This window comes from Streptomyces sp. NPDC041191, from assembly GCF_055591945.1.
In genome coordinates this window covers 478,598-496,809 of sequence record NZ_JBVIZC010000004.1, presented here as the reverse complement: position 1 = coordinate 496,809, position 18,212 = coordinate 478,598, and the positions used below count along the sequence as shown (strand labels likewise).

At 70.5% G+C, this 18,212-nt stretch carries 9 protein-coding genes; 4 read left to right on the top strand and 5 right to left on the bottom strand.

The window, feature by feature from the left end; translation table 11 throughout:
- Positions 1 to 15: 15 nt before the first annotated feature.
- From ACZ6AQ_RS10990 to trpD, 4 genes are all read right to left on the bottom strand, one after another.
- Entirely contained in the window at positions 16 to 1,398 is a 1,383-nt protein-coding gene (locus tag ACZ6AQ_RS10990) for an amidase family protein (protein WP_468759174.1), read from the bottom strand.
- Complete coding sequence (locus ACZ6AQ_RS10985) at positions 1,395 to 2,810, bottom strand: aspartate aminotransferase family protein (protein ID WP_468759173.1); 1,416 nt, start codon at positions 2,808 to 2,810, stop codon at positions 1,395 to 1,397. Before ACZ6AQ_RS10985 ends, ACZ6AQ_RS10990 begins: the two co-directional genes overlap by 4 nt.
- Positions 2,807 to 4,267, bottom strand: a complete 1,461-nt coding sequence (locus ACZ6AQ_RS10980) for a tryptophan 2,3-dioxygenase family protein (protein ID WP_468759171.1) — start codon at positions 4,265 to 4,267, stop codon at positions 2,807 to 2,809. Before ACZ6AQ_RS10980 ends, ACZ6AQ_RS10985 begins: the two co-directional genes overlap by 4 nt.
- Before the next feature lie 189 nt (positions 4,268 to 4,456).
- A complete protein-coding gene (gene trpD, locus ACZ6AQ_RS10975; RefSeq protein ID WP_468759169.1) occupies positions 4,457 to 5,485 on the bottom strand; it encodes an anthranilate phosphoribosyltransferase in 1,029 nt (342 codons plus the stop codon).
- 473 nt (positions 5,486 to 5,958) lie between these two features.
- On the opposite strand from trpD, the gene ACZ6AQ_RS10970 reads away from it, so the two are divergent.
- Both ACZ6AQ_RS10970 and ACZ6AQ_RS10965 read left to right on the top strand, forming a co-directional pair.
- The gene (locus ACZ6AQ_RS10970; RefSeq protein WP_468759167.1) at positions 5,959 to 7,281 is read left to right on the top strand and encodes a pyridoxal phosphate-dependent aminotransferase; all 1,323 of its coding nucleotides are present in this window, start codon (positions 5,959 to 5,961) and stop codon (positions 7,279 to 7,281) included.
- Between the two features lie 68 nt (positions 7,282 to 7,349).
- The gene (locus ACZ6AQ_RS10965) at positions 7,350 to 7,865 is read left to right on the top strand and encodes a carboxymuconolactone decarboxylase family protein (RefSeq protein WP_468759165.1); all 516 of its coding nucleotides are present in this window, start codon (positions 7,350 to 7,352) and stop codon (positions 7,863 to 7,865) included.
- On the opposite strand, the gene ACZ6AQ_RS10960 is transcribed toward ACZ6AQ_RS10965, so the two are convergent.
- On the bottom strand, positions 7,819 to 8,247 hold the full coding sequence (locus tag ACZ6AQ_RS10960) for a helix-turn-helix transcriptional regulator (RefSeq protein WP_468759163.1): 429 nt from the start codon (positions 8,245 to 8,247) through the stop codon (positions 7,819 to 7,821). The genes ACZ6AQ_RS10965 and ACZ6AQ_RS10960 overlap by 47 nt on opposite strands.
- 697 nt (positions 8,248 to 8,944) lie before the next feature.
- Here ACZ6AQ_RS10960 and ACZ6AQ_RS10955 point away from each other — a divergent pair.
- Entirely contained in the window at positions 8,945 to 17,767 is an 8,823-nt protein-coding gene (locus ACZ6AQ_RS10955) for a SpvB/TcaC N-terminal domain-containing protein (protein WP_468759161.1), read from the top strand.
- Between the two features lie 3 nt (positions 17,768 to 17,770).
- Positions 17,771 to 18,187 (top strand): hypothetical protein, encoded by a 417-nt coding sequence (locus ACZ6AQ_RS10950; RefSeq protein ID WP_468759159.1) that lies wholly within the window; start codon positions 17,771 to 17,773, stop codon positions 18,185 to 18,187.
- Positions 18,188 to 18,212 lie beyond the last annotated feature (25 nt).

Sequence of the window (18,212 nt, the reverse complement as noted above, 5' to 3'; positions counted from 1 at the left end):
CGTACACGTCCGGGGTCACACGTCCTCCCGCCCGGAAAGGAGGCCGGCCGCCCGTTCGGCGACGGCGAGCAGCATCGTGTCCGCGCCCGGGGCGGCATCCAGGAGCAGGCCCACCGGAAGACCGGCGGCGGTGCGCCCGGCCGGGACCGTTACGGACGGGCTCCCCGTCACGGCCGCCACCGCCGTGTTGCGGATGTAGGTGAGGAAGGTGGACGCCTCGCCCCGGGGGAGGGCCAGGGTGGCGCGCACGTCCTTCCCGGGAGCCGGAAGCGTGGTCGCCGGCGCCAGCAGCACGTGCGCCCCCTCCCGCCCTCTCAGGGCCTCCAGCCGGCCCGCCAGCAGGCGGGCGCGGTGCAGGGCCTCCTCGTAGGCGGCCCGGTCCGGCCCACCGCCTCCGAGCAGCGGCAGGACGAGTTCGCGGACGTCCTCGTCCGACACCGCGCGCAGCACTTCGTCCGCCTCGGGCGCGCCGGGGTGGCGGGCGAGGTAGCCGGCGAGGGCGCAGCGGGTCTCCCGCGCGGGGACGAGGGTCGCGCTTCGCAGCACGTCGTGCCAGGAGAAACCGGGCAGCGTGCGTTCCACCAGGTCCCAGCCCGCGGCGCTCAGCCGTTCGCAGGCGGCCCGGCAGACCTGTTCGACCCGCGGGTCGAGGTCCTCCCAGAGAGGGGCGGGAAGCACGGCCCTGGGGACCCGGGGAGGCGGCGCGCCGGCGCGGGCCCGGGGACCGGCCAGGACCCGGTCGAGCAGGCGCGCGTCGTGGACGTCGCGGGTCATCACGCCGACCGTGTCCCGGCTGGTGGAGACGCGCACCACCCCGTCCGCCGGGTAACGGCCCCGGGTGGGCCGGTACCCGACGATGCCGCAGAGCGCCGCCGGGATGCGGACGGAGCCCCCGGTGTCGGTGCCCAGGCCCGCCGGCACGAGGCGCGCGGCGACGGCCGCGGCGGTCCCCGAACTGCTGCCGCCGGCCAGGTGGTCCGGTGCGGAGGGGTTGAGCGCGGGCGGCCCCAGGGCGTGGTGACCGGTCGTGCCGTAGGCCAGCTCGTGCAGCGCGGTCTTTCCCGCCAGGGCGGCGCCGGCCCGCGCGCAGCGCTCCCAGGCCGTGCTGGAGCGCGAGGGGAGGTGTTCCCGCAGGGCCGGAGTGCCCGCCGTGGTGGGCACGCCCGCCACGTCGATGTTGTCCTTCACCGCGAGGAGCACACCGGACAGGACGCCGTCGCGTCCGGCTTCCGCGGAGGGGGCGTGGAACGTCTCGTGGAGGTACGCGTTGAGGTGCGCGTGCTCTTGGGTGCGGGCGGCGAGGGCCTCCCGATAGGCGGCGGGGGTGGTGCGGCCCGTCCGCAGGTGTGCGACGGCCTGTGCGAGCGTCCAGTCCGCCGGTTCGGACGGGCGGTTCACGGCGCGTCCCGGCGGGTGCGGACGGCGTCCTTCTCCAGTAATTCCGGATGGTGGACGGCGATGTAGGGGCGCAGGTCGTCGAGGACGTTGCCGTAGGCGTCCACGAGGGCGTCCACGCTGTCCGGCGAGGTCGGCACGTGCTGGCACAACAGGCCGTGCGGGGCGGTGAGGAAACCGGCGTGCAGGAGGCCGAGGTGCAGCAACGACCGCAACCCCGCCCTGCCTTCGCGGAGGCGGGCGGTGTCGGCCGCGTCGCGCGGGGGCGTGTTCCCGAAGTGGAAGTAGCTGAGGCCGCCCTCTCCCACCGACCGGCCCGCCACCCCCACCGAAGCGGCCGCCGCGTCCAGCCCCGCGCGCAGCCGGTCGCCCAGGAGGTCGAGGTGGGCGATCTCGTCCGCACCGAAGTGGTCGAGGGCTGCCGCTCCGGCGGCCAGGGAGAGGCTGTTCCCCCCGAAGGCGCTGGCGTGGTAGACGGGTTGGGCACCGGAGGGATCGAAGAGGGCCATGACGTCCTCGCGTCCGCCGAAGACGCCCAGGGGCAGCCCGCCCCCGACGATCTTGCTGTGGGTGGTCAGGTCGGGGACGACACCGTGTTTGACCTGCCAGGGGCCGAGCCGGAGGGTGGCGCACTCGTCGAGCACGAGCAGGGCACCCGCCTCCCGGGTGAGACGCCGCAGTCCGGCGAGGTAACCGGGTGCCGAGGGGACGCCGCCGCCGACACCGAGAACCGGTTCCACGACGACGGCGGCGACCTGCTCGCCCAGCCGGCGCAGGACCGCCGCGGCGACGGGGAGGTCGTTGTACGGCACCGCCACGACGTCGGCGGCGGTCGACAGGGTGACACCGGACGCCAGCCGCGCCTCGGACACCCCCGTGAAACGCGCCGGTGCGGTCCGGTGCGGGGCGAAGAAGGCGTTGACCTGCCCCCACTCGTGGGTCCCGTGGTAGCCGCCGTCGATCTTCACGATCAGGTCGCGGCCGGTGTACGCGCGCGCGGTACGGACCGCCCACATGGTCGCCTCCGTGCCGCTGTTGCAGTACCTGACGCGTTCCAGGGAGGGGTTGAGGGCGCGCAGCCGTTCCGCGTGTTCGTACTGGAGCGGAACCGGGCCGCCCGGTGCGGTGCCGCGGGCCATCTGTCCGGTGACGGCCGCCACCAGTGCCGGATGGTTGTGACCGTGGGCCAGGGCCCCGTAGTTGGCGACCATGTCCTCGTACCAGTGCCCGTCGGCGTCCTGGACCCGTGTGCCCTCCCCCCGTACGAGGAACAGGGGGTAGGGGGCGAACCACGTCATCGAACGGGTGTCGCCGCCGGGCAGCGAACGGGCCGCGCGGCGCGAGGCGGCGGCGGAGGCGGGGGTCGCGCGTGCGTAGGTTTCCCGGATCCTCCGGGCCACGTCCTGACGGTTCATTTCCGTTCCTGTTCCTGTGAGGTGCCCGGTCCGGGACCGAGGGGAGAACGGGGGGAGACGGGGCAACCGCCGGCGGGTCCGCCCTCCAGGGAGGAACGCGCTTCCCACAGCTCGGGAAAGGCGTGTCGGGAAGCGACGTGGCGCAGCCATGCGACACCGGTGGTACCGCCCGTCCCCGGCTTGTACCCGATGATCCGCTCCACGGTGAGCAGGTGGAGCCACCGCCACCGGCCGAAGGCCTGGGCGAGGTCCATCAGCGACTCCGCCCAGCGCAGCAGCTCGCCGGAGACGGTCTCCTCGCGGTGGATCCTCGCCCAGGCGTCACGGATCGCCGGCGCGTCGCGGTCCGGTCCCGGGGCCCCCGCGCTCAGCAGCCCCCGGCGCACCAGCAGGCCCAGCGCGTCGTCGTAGAGGCTCGCGTCGTGCAGGGCCCGGTACACCTCGGTCTCGACCCCGGGCACCCCCTCGTACGCCGCGGCCGTGGAAGGGGACGCGACGCCGAGCGCGAACTCCAGCGCGCGGTACTTGTAGGAACCGCTGCCGGAGGCGTCTCCGAGCGCGTCCCGGAAGGAGTGGAACTCGGCCGGCGACAGCGTGGACAACAGGTCCCAGAACTCACCGAGGAGCCGGAGTCCTGCGGTGGCCCGCCGCACGTGCCAGGAGGACCGGCCCGGGTCGTCGGCGGCGATCCCCTCCTGAGCGGCCCGCACTTCTCCCAGGACCAGCGAGAACAGGAGTTCCTTGGCCTGTCCGGCGAGGTAGAAGGAGGATTCCGCCTGGTGCGCCGTACGGGGCTGGTGCAGGGCGTGGAGCAGGGTGACGCTCTGGTAGTCGACGTACGGGTTGCCGGTCGGGGCGGGAAGCCTGGGCGCTCCTTCGTACAGCGTCCGGAACTCCTGCGGCACTTTCCCGCCGTCCTCGTACCGGCTTCCGAACCTCCTCCGGTACTCGGCGAAGAGAACCGGGTCCGTGTGCAGGAAAAGGATGTCGTGGAAGGCCATGTGCCGGACCGCCACGAGCGGCAGCGGCGACCTGGACACCGCGAAGGAGGGGTTCCAGTGAGCGGGTTCCGGGCAGTCGGGATGGAACTGCCCCACCATCAGGCCCTCGCGCACGGCCTCCCGTTTCAGGCGCCGCTGCGCCGCGTCGAGCAGACGCCAGCGGTGCCGGGGGAGGCCCTGTATCAGGACCACCAGCGCGGTGAGCGATTCCTTCCCCTCCGGAACCGGAAGGTCCCGGAAGTGCCGCATGCGGTCGCGCAGGGAGTCCACCAGTTCCTCCGTGCCGTCCGCGGGTTCCGCGCGAAGGCTCTCCGTCCGGATCGCCCCCGCCTCCCGAGCGGGTCCGACGAAAGGACACACCGCTCCTCCGCGCCCCAGGTCCTCGTGCTCCCCGCTGAGGTACTCCTCCATCCACCGCTCGGCGACGCACCGGCCCTCGGATGCTGATTCGACCATTCGCATGACGTGCCCCACACATTATTGCCCGAAGGGATTCCGCTTCCTTCCTACGCCTCGTGCGGGGACAAGTAAATCGATTTCGATTCTTTTTTGAATATCTTGCGTCGAATTCAGCACCGGTGGTTTTCTGTTTCCCCTCGAGTCCCTCCGATGGAAAAACGGAACACGACTGCGCCCCGGGTGCTTCTACCGCGCCCGCGACACCCGTGCCCACCGGTCGAGCACGTCGTGCGCGGTTCCGTCGTCGATGGCTTCGGCGGCGCGCGCCATCGCCCCGCCCCAGTCCTCGTAACCGCCCGCGATCCGCAGCGCCGCCGCCGTGTTGAGCAGGACGATGTCGCGGCGCGGTCCTCGCTCCCCGGCCAGCACCCTGCGCGTCAGGTCGGCGTTCCGCTCCGGTGTTCCCCCCGTGAGCGAACCGGGCGCCGCCGCCGCGAGTCCCAGCGCGGCCGGGTCGAGCACGTAACGCCGGGTCCGGCCCTCCCTCATCTCCACCACCCGGGCGGGCGCCGCAGTGCTCAGCTCGTCCAGGCCGTCCCGTGGACAGAAGACCATCACGTGGGCGGCCCCGAGGAGTTCCAGGGCATCGGCCAGCAACTCGAACGCGTCCTCGTCGGGCACCCCGATGATCTGGTACTCCGCCCGCGCGGGATTGCAGAGGGGGCCCAGCAGGTTGAACACGGTCCGGACCCGCAGTTCCCGTATCGGCCCCATGGCGTGCTTGAAGGCGGGGTGGAACACCGTGGCCGAGAGGAAGGTGATGCCCGCCTCCTCCAGGCAGCGGGCCGCTGCCCGGGGGGACAACTCGACGTCCACCCCGAGCGCTTCGAGGACGTCGGCGCTGCCGCACCGGGAGGAGACGCTCCGGCTGCCGTGCTTGGCGACGGGGACGCCGCAGGCCGCCGCGACGACGGCCGCCGTGGACGAAATGTTGAACGTGCCGTGTCCGTCGCCTCCCGTGCCACAGGTGTCGAGCACCTCGGACGGGCCGGGGAAGGGCTCTGAGAATTCCCTCACCGTCCGTACGAACGCGGCGAGTTCACCCGCGGTGACCCCTTTTCCCGCCATCCCCATGGCGAGGCCGGCCACCTGCAGGGGCGACGCCTCGCCCCGCATCACGGACGACATGGCGCGTCTCGCCTCCGCCTCCTCCAGATCGCGGCGGTGGGCCAGTCGGTCGAGGGCTTCCCACATGAGCGACTTCCTTCCGGTCATCGGCGGGTCCGTGGCGGAGGCGGTCACCTCCGCGTCACGCGCTCGGTCCGGCCAGGAAAGGTTCTTTCCGGGCCGCGCGTCCTTCCGCGTCGTCTGCGCCTCCGGGCCGCCGCGGGCACGGCCGGGTCGCCCCGGTGCTCACCGCACGGGCCTTCCGGCTGTCTACCCGCGCGCCGGCTCGCCCACGCACCGGCCGTGCGGCCGGCGGGCGCCGTCGGACCACGGCTCCGCGCCGCGCGCCGGCGGGTACCGCCCGGCCCGGCCGAAGGTACCGGCCGGGTCCCCACATGGAAGGCCGGAACCCGGTCAACCGGGAACTGCGGCCACGGGAACGGCGCGACACCGGTGGGACGACGGGCGCCGCACGCCCCCCTCCCCCCCGGCCGGGCCTCCGCGTGCCGACCCCACACCGCGGCCGCCCCCGTGTCCCCGCGGGGCAGGAGCGCCACGGACCCGACAGAAGGAGACACGACATGAGCGTGCCGGAGACCATGGTCAGGGACGGCGACCTCTACAACCCGTACGAGGACACGGAACTGCTTCGCGAAGCGACCGCGGCCGGCAGGAAGGTGGCCGACATCATCTACCTCAGCCTGGGGGAGACCTGGAACGGGGCCGCTCCGGGGCTGGTCACCGCCCTCGGCAGGGACGTTCCGCCGCACGGTCACGGTTACGTCCTCAGCCCGTACGGCCTCCCCGCGCTGAGGCGGGTGCTGCGCTCCCGCATCCCCGCCGAGCACCGGCTCCCCCCGTCGGCGCGCCTGGGGGAGGAGTACGACGTGGCCGTTTCCCACGGCGGGACCCGCAACGCCATGTTCCACTTCGGACGGCTCATGGCCGACCGGTCCCGTGAGCCGGACGCCCGCCCGGCCGTGGTGTGTTCCTCACCCGGGTGGGACTACCCGGGGGTCTTCGGGGCACTCGGCTACGACGTCCACCGGTTCCCTCTCGATCCCGGGACGGAGTACCGGCCCGACCCCGGCGACGTCGCGTGCATCCTGAGGAAGGCCCGGGCGGAGACCTCGGGCCCGCTCCTCCTCGTCCTCAACGCCCAGCACAACCCGACCGGCGCCGACTGGGCCGAGGACACCGTGCGCGCGATGGTCCGCGCGGCGCTGGAGGTGGGGAGCGGCGTCCTCGTCGACGACGCGTACTACGCGCTGCACGACCCGGGGGTGACCCCGGTCTCCGCTCTGCGGGTCCTCCTGGAGGAGTTCGGCGCCGTTCCCGCGGCACGGCGCCCGCCGTGGCTGGCGGTGCGTTCCCTGAGCAAGCAGTTCCACTGCAACGGCTGGGGAATCGGAGCGCTGACGGGACCTCCGGACGTGCTGGAGGACCTGCTGGGACGGCTCCTTCCCGAATACGGCTTCGTCTCCTCCGTCCCCCTCCAGGCAGCCATGGCGTCCTGGCTCGGGAGCCGGGAGAGCGACGACTACCTGGCCCGGCAACGCGAGGAGTACGCCCTCAAACGAGCCCACATGGCCCGGCACCTCACCGGGGAACTCGGTTACCCGCCGGACGCGTTCTTCATCGGACCGTGCGGTCCCTACCTCCTGATGCGCACACCCCCCTGGTACGACGCCCGGACGGGCGAGCCCTACCGCTCCTTCTGCCTGCGCCGCAGCGGCGTTCTCCTGGGAGAGGGGCACATGACCACTCCGGGCGAGCTCCCCGTGACCGGACAGGACCGGGTCCGCCTCTTCCTGGGACCGGCGACGCGAACCCTGACCCGGGCCGTGCGGCGCATGGCGGCCGCGGGGCTGACGTGGCAAGGCGGTCCGGCGACCGGCCGCTGACCCCCCCGCCCGGACCCGTACGAAGGAACGGCCCGGTGAAGCCGGTGCCATGAACCTGAGGAGTGACGATGAACGATCCCGCGGACCGGCTCGCACGCGGCCGCGCCATGATGCACCTGCTCTCCCCCCGGCTGGGCGGTGACATGACCGACGGCTTGCGCGAAGTGGCCCCGGACTTCGAGGAGTTGTTGCTGGGCTTCGCCTTCGCGGACGTGTGGGCGCGGGCCGTCCTGCCCCTGCGGGAGCGCGCTCTCGTCCGGCTCGGAGCCCTCACGGCCCTGGGCGCTCCGGCGACCGCGACACGCGCCAACATCGACTCGGCTCTCCGGGCGGGGCTGGACCGGGAGGAGGTCTCCGAGGCCATTCTGCAGACGTTGCCCTACGCGGGCTTTCCCCACGTGATCGCCGCGCTGGAAATCCTCCGGGAACTGGTGGAGCCGCCATCAGGACCCACTGGTCCTCCCGCGCGCCGGGCGGAGCCGGAGGATGCGCCACCGAAGAGGCGTCCGGACCACCGCGACTGCCCGGGCCCAGACGCTACGGGCGGCCCCGGCGCCCCACCAGGTGCGCCATGGTCCTGCTGATCGCCTCCGACCGCCCCGACACTCCGAGCTTCACGTACACCGAGTGCAGGGTGTTCTTCACCGTCCGCTCGGTGACACCGAGATCGCGTCCCATCTTCCGGTTGGTCGCCCCCGTGAGCAACGCTGCCAGTGTCTGGCTCTCCCGTTCCGTCAGGCCGGACGCCCTGCACCAGTCGGTGAAGCCGGCACCCACCCGCCCGTCCACCGCGTCGTCGTCGCCCTCCGCGGTCGGGTGCAGATACCTCAGCTCACGTACGAGCCGTTCTTGACTCCGTTCCAGGGCCGCCAGAGCGTCGATGACGCGTAGCAGGAGGGCGAGGATCTCGCCCTCCCGGGCATCGTCCCCGTCGTGTGCGCCGGGTTCGGGAGAAGGGTGCGCCACTGATCGTCCACCGCCGTCTGAAAAGCGCCCGGGTGGAGAGCCGGGCACAGTCGAGGGACCTGTTTTTCTCGTTCCCTCCCCACGCGCCTTGAACCGGGTCGACCGGTTCGCCACGAAAGCGGGCGCCGCATTCGTCCGGAGCCCGAACCTCGTGAAACCGATTGTCGGATCGGCAAGCGCTTTCGACGGGAGCATCGGCCGGCCACAGGAAGTTCCTCGCATTTTCGCGCGCACCAAGGCGACATCGGCGACCACGAACGGGACTACTCGGGCAAGGCCCGACGGCACGGAGTGGACGTCCAGGCCGTCACCGATCCGGTGGGCGAGCTCATCCGGTACTCGTACTCGCCGGAGCTGCCCGGCCGCACGGTCGGCATCCCCGCCGTCCGCACCCACCGCATCGTCACCATCTGTGAACGACCGCGGTCCCCGTCCTCGCCGGCAAGGCCCACGCCGGCGCCGGCGGCACGTTCCGGGTGCCGTTCCAACGCCACCTCGGGTGCCCCTCACCGTCGTGCCGGCCAGAACTCCCGTTGCCGGACCGTGACCACACGGGCCGGATCTTGTCCAGAAAGCCTGTACGAACGGCCCGATCCGCAAACTACTGTTCGGTGGCGCAGGGGGCGGGGGTCGTCGGACGACTCGTGCTTCGGGGACGTCCGGCGGTATGGGGGGCTCTTTGATGACGGTCCATCGCGTGGTCCGCGGCCGAACGGCCGTGACCATCATGCTGGCCATGGTGCTCACCATGTCCGGGATGACCTCGCCCGAACTGCTGCGCAGCGTTGCCGCGGCGGTACCGGACGCCGGGTCGGCGGTCACCGGCCCGGAGGGTCCGGAGGGAACGTCGTTCAACCCGAACCAGATCAAGGACGTCAAGGCGGCCGATCCCGGCTCCGGGGTGAACCTGATCGAGGCGCCCGCTGCGAACAACAGCGGCGACGCGCGGTTGTCGTACCCGCTGGAGGTACCGAAGGGGCGCGCGGGCCTGGAGCCGAGCCTGGCCCTCGCCTACAACTCGTCGGGGGCGAACGGGTGGCTCGGTGTCGGGTGGGACCTCACCACTCCGATGATCACGGTCGACACGCGGTGGGGCGTGCCGCGCTACGACACCGGCCTCGAGACCGAGACCTACCTGCTCAACGGGGAGCAGCTGACTCCGGTGGCGCACCGGGGCGCATTGCAGGCACGGACGTCGGAGAAGGTGTTCCACTCCCGGGTGGAAGGCTCGTTCGACCGGATCGTGCGCCACGGCGACAGCCCCGCGAACTACTGGTGGGAGGTCACCGACAAGCAGGGTGTCCGCACGCTCTTCGGCGGCACGGCCGACAGCACGCTGGCCGACGGCAAGGGCCGCGTCGCCACCTGGGCGGCACGGGAGGTCCGCGACGGCAACGACAACGTCCTGCGCTACCGGTACGCCGAGGTGGCCGACGGCGGCACGGCGAACTCCACGGTGCCGGGCAGCGAGCTGTACCCGCAGAAGATCACCTACACCGGCCGCGGCGACACCGACGGCAGGTACTCGGTGACGTTCGTCCGGGACCGCGAGCGCGGCGAGCCCCGCCGGACGGACGTGCGGATCGACGCCAGGTACGGGTTCAAGAAGGTCACCGCCGACCTGCTGCGACGCGTCGAGGTCAAGCTGGACGACCGGCTGATCCGCGCCTACGAACTGAACTACCGGACCGGCGCGTTCGCCAAGACGCTGCTCACCTCGGTGTCGCAGTTCAGCGAGACGAATCAGCTGTTCCACACCCATACGTTCGACTACTTCGACGACGTGCGCGATCAGGCGGGCACCTACAACGCCTTCGCCGACGCGACGGGTTGGTCGGTGCCGGACGACGACCTCGGTGTGAACATCCGCGAAGGGGAGGCCAGCACGATCTCGGCGAACACGTCGGCCAACTTCGGCGCGCACCTGTTCGCGGGCTACAACGTGCAGGGTCTGATGACCAAGGAGGGGTCCGTCGGGCTGAAGGTCGGGTTCAGCGCGGGCCAGTCCGACGGCCTGTCGACGCTGGCCGACGTGAACGGCGACAACCTGCCGGACAAGGTGTTCCGCAAGAACAAGGACGTGTTCTACCGGCCCAACCTGGCCGGGCCGGGAGGCGAGCCGAAGTTCGGCGACACGCCGATCAAGCTCACCGGCCTTCCGGGGATCTCGACCGAGCGCACGCTGTCCGGCACCATCGGCGTCGAGTCGTACGTCCTCACCACCTCGGCCCAGCTGGACTTCGTGGGCACCACGACCACCTCGGACCGGTTCTTCAGCGACGTCAACGGCGACGGCATCACCGACCTGGTGAACAACGGCGGCGTGCTCTTCGGCTACCTGGACGCCCAGGGGCAACCCGCCTACAGCGCGGACTCCACCCGCACCCCGGTGCCGATCGGGGGAGGCGCGGTGACCGGTGAGATCGTCGGTGATCAGACCGCCCAGTTCAACCAGCAGGTGGACAACTCGCCGCTCCTCGACACGGTGCGTCGCTGGGTCGCGCCGTTCGACGGCACCGTCCGCGTGGACGGCGACGTGCAGCTGACCCAGGACCCCTCGCCGGCGCGGGCGGCCTACACCAAGGCCGACGGCGTGCGGGTCACCATCCAGCACAAGGACGCCGAACTCTGGGCGCAGCGGATCGGCCCCGACGACCACACCGCTTTCACCCCGGGCAATGTGGCGTCGATTCCGGTGAAGAAGGGCGACGCGCTGTACTTCCGCACCCAGTCCGTCCTGGACGGCAAGTACGACACCGTGGCGTGGGACCCGGCGATCACCTACACCGACCTGCCGGCCGGCACGGACGCGAACGGGCTGGCGAGCACCGTGTTCCGCGCGTCGGCGGACTTCACCTTCGGCGGCAGGCCGTCGCTGGTGACCGTGCCGGTGAACGGCACGCTGCGGCTCACCGGTGACGTGGTCAAGTCCAGGGCGACCTCGGACGACGTGACCGTCGTGATCGAGAAGGGCAACGGCGTCCACACCCCCTCGGAGGTGTACCGCAAGGTCCTGCCCGCCGCGTCGACCGGCACCACCGCGATCGACGTGAGCATCCCGGTCAGCATGTTCGAGAAGATGTCGTGGAAGCTGAAGACCGACTCCCCGATCGACCCCTCGGCGGTGAGCTGGGCGCCGAAGGCGCACTACACGGCCGCGCAGGGAGTCGAGTCGGTCGTCGACGCCAAGGGCGATCCCACTCTGGTGATCACCCCGCCGTACGACATGACCATGTTCCCGGCGGACACCCTCACCGCGCCGCAGCAGACCTACAAGGCGACCAGGACCGGCCAGATGAAGGTGCGGCCGAAGATATCCCTCAACTTCGGACTCCTCGGTGACGCCCCCATCGCGTTCACGGTGAAGAAGCGCGGCGGGCAACTGCTCGGCAAACGGATCTTCAAGGCCAAGGACACCTACTTCGGTGGCCAGAACCTGGACCTGACCGTGCCGGTCACCGCCGGCGACGAGCTCTACATCGACTACTCCACGACGGAGACCGGACTGCTCGGCTCGCTCACCGGCCAGTCCGCGTCGGTCACCTACGACGTGACGTCCAGCTGGCCGACCTTCACCCCGGCACCCAGCGCCATGCACGGTTCCGTCGGACAGGGTGCCTTCGCCCAGCCCTACCGCGGCTGGGGCGTGATCGGCTACCAGGGCAACCGCGAGCGCGCCACCCAGCCGCTCAGGCAGGCCGAACTCACGCTGGACCAGAGCTTCAAGGATGCGCTTCCCAAGGAGCCCAAGGAGGCGGACGTCGCGCCTTTCGCCGCGAACCCCCGGCTCACCATGCCGCGGCTCGCGGTGTTCGCCCCCGTGCCCGCCAAGGGCGGCTGGGCCGCCCAGGACGAGTCCTCCTGGGTCACCGCCACGATGGCGACGAGCTCCCGCCTCGGCGCGGACACCATCGACGTCGTCACCGACGCCGACGTGGCGGGCGACCGGGCGGTGATGCGCCGCGGTGTCACCGGCCAGGTGTCGGCCACGCTCGCGGCCGGCCCGTTCGGCGGCACCGTGGTCGGCGGGATCACCGCGGGCTCGGTCGACTACCTCGACCTCAACGGCGACGGCTACCCCGACGTCGTGGGCGCCAAGGAGATCCAGTTCTCCGACACGACCGGCGCGCTCGGCGCCACGCGCGGCACCCTCGGCGGCAACGTCCGCGAGGCGGACAACGTCTCCGGCAACGTGTCGCTCTCCGCGGGCAGCGAGACCGCCACCATCGCCAGCGCCCTGGGCATGGCCGCACCCGACGCGGGCACCAGCGCCAACACCGCCACCACCGGCTCGGTCCAGCCGTCGCTCGGCATCGGCGGCAGCCTGGGCGGCGGCGAGTCCGACGTCCGCGTCGACCTGCTCGACATCAACGGGGACGGACTGCCGGACAAGGTGTTCTCCAACGGCGATGTCCAGTTGAACCTCGGCTACTCCTTCGCCGCCCGCGAACCCTGGCCGGCCGGAGCGATCAACGACGCGTCCACCCGCAACGCCGGCGTGAACCTCGGGTTCAACGTCGACCGCTACGGCTTCGCCGGCGGGCTGTCCGCCGAGCTGGGCACCTCGTACACCAGCGCGAGCATGACGGACGTCAACGGCGACGGCCTCACCGACCGGGTGTTCACCGACGGAACCAACCCGATCAAGGTCGCGGTCAACACCGGCACCGGCTTCACCGCGCCCGCCCCCTTCCGCGGCAGCTTCCCCCAGATCGCCGTCGACAAGAACGCCAGTCTCGGCGCGGGCGTCTACTTCACCGTCGGCCTGCCCACTCCCGTCGGCGTCTTCGTCTTCAACCCCGGTGCCAACGCGTCCACCGGCATCAGCCGGGCCGAAACCAGCCTGCGGGACGTCAACGGCGACGGCCTGGCCGACCACGTCAAGTCCACCCGGGACGACGAACTCCTGGTCGCGGTCAACAAGGCCGGACGCACCAACCTGCTGCGCTCGGTGTCGCGCCCGATGGGCGCCCGGATCGACCTGGACTACACCCGGTCGGGCAACACCGCCGCCATGCCGGAGAGCCGCTGGGTGCTGTCCCGCACCTCGGTGTTCGACGGGCTCACGGGCGACGGTGCCGACACCCGGCTCACGACCTACCGCTACGAGCAGGGGCGCCACGACCGGCTGGAGCGCGAGTTCCTCGGCTTCGGCCGCGTGGTGACCGAGGACCGCGACACCCGTGCGGACGACACCGTCCGCCGCACGGTGACCGACGAGTACCGCACCGACGGATACGTGAGCCGCGGCCTGCTCACCCGCACGCTGACCGAGGACGGCGCCGGCCGCCCGTATCGCGAGACCCTCCACACCCACCGGCTGCTCGACACCTCCACGGGCGGGGAGGCCGACCCGAAGAGCCGGACCGCCACCGTCTTCCCGCAGCTCACCCGCATCGAGGACAAGTACTACGAAGGCGCGGCCACCGCGGGGAAGTCCACGTTCACCGACCTCTCCTACGACGAGTACGGCAACGTCGTCCGCACCTTCGACGCGGGTGACGAGGGCACCGCGGACGACCTGGAGACCGTCTACGCGTACAGCGGCTCCGACACGCGGTGCCGCGACCGGCACCTCGTCGGCATCGCCGACGCGATACGGCAGAAGGCCGCGGCCACCGGCACACTCCTGCGCCACCGCGAAGCCACCGTCGACTGCGCGACCGGCACCGTGAGCCAGACGCGCGAGTACCTCGACGACAACACCCCGGCCGTCACCGACCTGACGTACCACCCCGACGGGAACCTGAAATCGGTGACCGGTCCGGCCAACGCGAGGGGACAGCGCTACAAGCTGGAGTACGGCTACGACACCACCGTCGGCGTGCACGTCGAGTCCGTCGAGGACAGCTTCGGCTACCGCTCGTCCACGGCGTACAACCTCAAGTACGGCCTGCCCGAGCTGAACACCGACCACAACGGCCAGCCGCTCCGGATGTCCTACGACAGCGTGGGCCGGCTCGACAAGGTGACCGGGCCCTACGAGAAGGACGGCGACCGGGCCACGATCACCTTCGGCTACCACCCCGAGGCGGCCGTCCCGTACGCCACGACCAAGCACCTCGACCGTGCCGCCTCGGGCGTACGCGAGGACACCATCGACACCGTCACCTTCACCGACGGGCTCAAGCGAGTCCTGCAGACCAAGAAGGACGCCTCGGTGTCCGCCTCGCCCGGGGACGCGCCCACCGAGGCCATGACGGTCTCCGGCCGGCTGAAGTTCGACCACCTCGGCCGGGCCGTGGAGAAGTACTATCCGGTGACCGAGGCCAAGGGTGCCGCGAACACCGCGTTCAACGCCTCCTTCGACTCCGTGGCCCCCACGAAGGAAACCTTCGACGTCCTGGACCGGTCGGTCAGGACCGTGCAGCCGGACGGCGTCACCACCAGCACCGCTTACGGCTTCGGAGAGGACCGGGCAGGCACGACCCGCTTCGAGCGGACGGTGACCGACGGCAACGGCAAGGAGCGCCGCACCTACACCGACGTCCGGGGCGCCACCACCTCGGTGAAGGAGTTCAACGGCTCCTCGGCCATCTGGACCGGCTACGCGTACGACCCCATGGGCCGGATCACGACGATCACCGACGACAAGAACAACGTCACGCGCGCCGGCTACGACGCACTGGGACGCCGGATCTCGTTCGACAGCCCGGACGCCGGGCGCTCCGAGACCCGCTACGACCTCGCCGGGAACGTCACCTCGAAGGTCACCGCGAACCTGCGGGCAGCGGCCGAGGCCGTCGAGTACGACTACGAGTACTCGCGGTTGAAGGCCATCCGCTACCCGACGTTCCCGGAGAACAACGTCTCCTACGAGTACGGAGCCCCCGGCGCACCGGACAACGCGGCCTCGCGCGTCACCCGGGTCCACGACGCGGCGGGAACCGTGCGGCGCGCCTACGGGGCACTGGGCGAGGTGATCGAGGAGACCCGCACGATCACCGCGCTCAGCGACGCACCGCGCACCTACACCACCGCCTGGCGCTACGACGCCTTCAACCGCGTGCTGCGGATGACCTACCCCGACGGCGAGGTCCTGACCTACGACTACGACTCGGGCGGCCAGGTCGGCCGGGCCACCGGATCGAAGAACGGCACCGACTACACGTACCTGGACCGGATCGACTACGACAAGTTCGGCCAGAAGATCCTCCAGCAGACCGGCAACGGGGTCCGCACCACCTACACCTACGACGCCGAGGATCGCCGACTCGCGGCACTGAAGTCCGCCGCACCGGGCGGAACCGCCTTCCAGGACCTGGGCTACGCGTACGACAAGATCGGCAACATCACCTCGCTGGCGAACAACGTGCCGCAGGGCGGGGACATCGGAGGGCCGAGCAGCCAGACCTACGGATACGACGACCAGTACCGCCTCACCTCCGCGTCCGGCCGGTACACCGACAAGAACAACGCGGTCAACACGTACACCCTGAGCCTGGGCTACGACTCGATCCACAACACCACGAGCAAGTCGCAGACCCACGAGGTCACCGGCGGCACCCCGGCCTTCCCCGTCGGAGGCGGCGCGGCCGGACCGATCGAACCGGTCGACGACCCGTCCAACCCGATCGACGTCCAGGACCGGACCACCTACACGTACGGGTACGCGTACGACGGCACCCGTCCGCACGCCCCGACCAAGGTCGGCCCGGTCAGCCACGCCTACGACGCCAACGGCAACCTGACCGGCACGGTCAACACGGCCGCCGCCGACAAGCGCCGGCAGTACGTCTGGGACGAGGAGAACCGCCTCGTCTGCACCCAGGACACGGCGACCGGCACCCTCGCGCAGGACCCGAGCGGCTGCGCCGGCGCCACCGTCTCCTACCTCTACGACGACAAGGGCGACCGGGTCGTCAAGCGCAGCGACGACGGGCTCTCGCTCTACCCGAACCGCTACTACAGCGAACGCGACACCACCGGCTACAAGCACGTCTTCGTCGGCGACAGCCGCGTCACGACCAAGACCGTCGCCACCACCGGCCCCGAGGACGCCCAGCAGTTCTTCCACGCCGACCACATCGGCTCCTCCGGCTACGTCACCGACAAGCAGGGCAAGGTCACCGAGCACCTGGAGTACTTCCCGTACGGGGAGACCTGGGTGGAGGAACGCACCGGACAGGCGGACACGCCCTACCAGTTCACCGGCAAGGAACTCGACGCGGAGACCGGGCTCTACTACTACGGAGCCCGCTACTACAACCCACGGACCCAGCTCTGGGCGAGCACCGACCCGGCGCTGCCCGACTACCTCGACGGCGGCATGGCGGGCGGCATCGCCGAACCGCGCAACCTCGCCGCCTACACCTACACCCACAACAACCCGGTCAAGCTCACCGACCCGACCGGCAAGTGGCCGAAGATGCCGTCCTGGAAGACGATCGGCCACACCTCGCTCGACGTCGTCGGCATGGTCCCGGTCGTCGGCGAGGCCGCCGACCTGGCCAACGCCGGCTGGTACGCCGCGGAAGGCGACTACGTCAACGCCGGCCTCTCCGCCGCCTCGGCCATCCCGGGCGCGGGCTACGCGGCGAACGCCGCCAAGTACGGCAACAAGGCACTCGACGCCACACAGGCCGCCAAGACCGCCAACAACGCCGGCGACGCGGCGACGACGGCCAAGGCCGCCGACACCGCACCCGTACCGAAGGCGGCGGACAGCCAGCCCGCACCGAAACCGGCCGGCGACGGGGCAGGGAGCTGCGGTACCGGCAACAGCTTCACCCCGGACACCAAGGTCGTCATGGCCGACGGCCATGACAGAGCCATAGAGCAGGTGCGCACCGGCGACGAGGTCATCGCCACCGACCCGGTGACCGGGGAAACCGGCCCGCGCACGGTCACCGCGCTCATCACCGGCGAGGGCGAGAAGAACCTGGTCGAGGTCACCGTCGTCAACCCCGGCGGAGATTCGGGCAAAGTCGTCGCGACGGACAACCACCCGTTCTGGGCGCCCGGGCTCGGCAAGTGGGTCTATGCCAAGGAGATCGTCCCCGGAACGCTTCTGCAGACCGGCAACGGCTCCTACGTCCAGGTGAGCGCCGTCCGCGCATGGACCCAGCACAAGCGGGTCCACAACCTCACGGTCGAAGATCTGCACACGTACTATGTGCTGGCGGGGGCTACACCGGTACTCGTTCACAACTGTGGGGACGTGTATCGAAGCGATACCCGAGATCCCGGCGAAATCTTCGATGGAGGATTCGCGCCCAAGGGAGACAATATGAATCTAGAAGAGCACGTAGCGGGTGTCTCCGGGGTCTATACCCCCGACTCCGGATTCGTTTCGACGACCACCTCGAAGTCTCACGCGTCGAGCCGGAATGGCCACACTTACGTGATCGACTCCAGAGGTGCATCTGGAGGGATTGACGTGAACAAGAGTATCCCTGGGAATGTTCACGCAAACGAGGCGGAGATAGCTGTTCCGCGTGCCATTGATTCGTGTCACATACGCGGGTGTTGGCATGAAAAAACAGGAGAGTGGATCCCGAATCCGAAATATCGGGAGTGAGGCATGGAATCGCTTGAACTGCTGGCCGTAGGGCGAGGACCCTCAGTCGTTCCAGTCTCGTTCGAGATCCTTGATGGCGAAGGGGCGGGCTTGAGAATGAAGTTCTCAGGTCGAGACTGGCAGTCCTTCACCGAGTCGAATCTTTTCAAGTGTCTCCTGAGTGCTCGAACCGACTTGGAGAAGGAAGATCTTCTGCTTTGCTGCCAAGGAGCGCGACCGGACGTCTTTCCCTCCGGAATGCAGCAGCAGATGGATAATGGCCGCTTTGCCGCAGTCCTCTCCCGGTCTGCCGAAGAGAAAGAGGTTGTCGACATCTTCGCTGCGGCCGAACCATCACAGGTGACTTCTGTGGAAGCCCAGCGAGTAGCCGTGTATCAGTTCTTCGACCTGCCGATTTCTGATGCGGGCGGAGACGCTTAGACCGTGTCCTGTGGGGTGAGGCGGC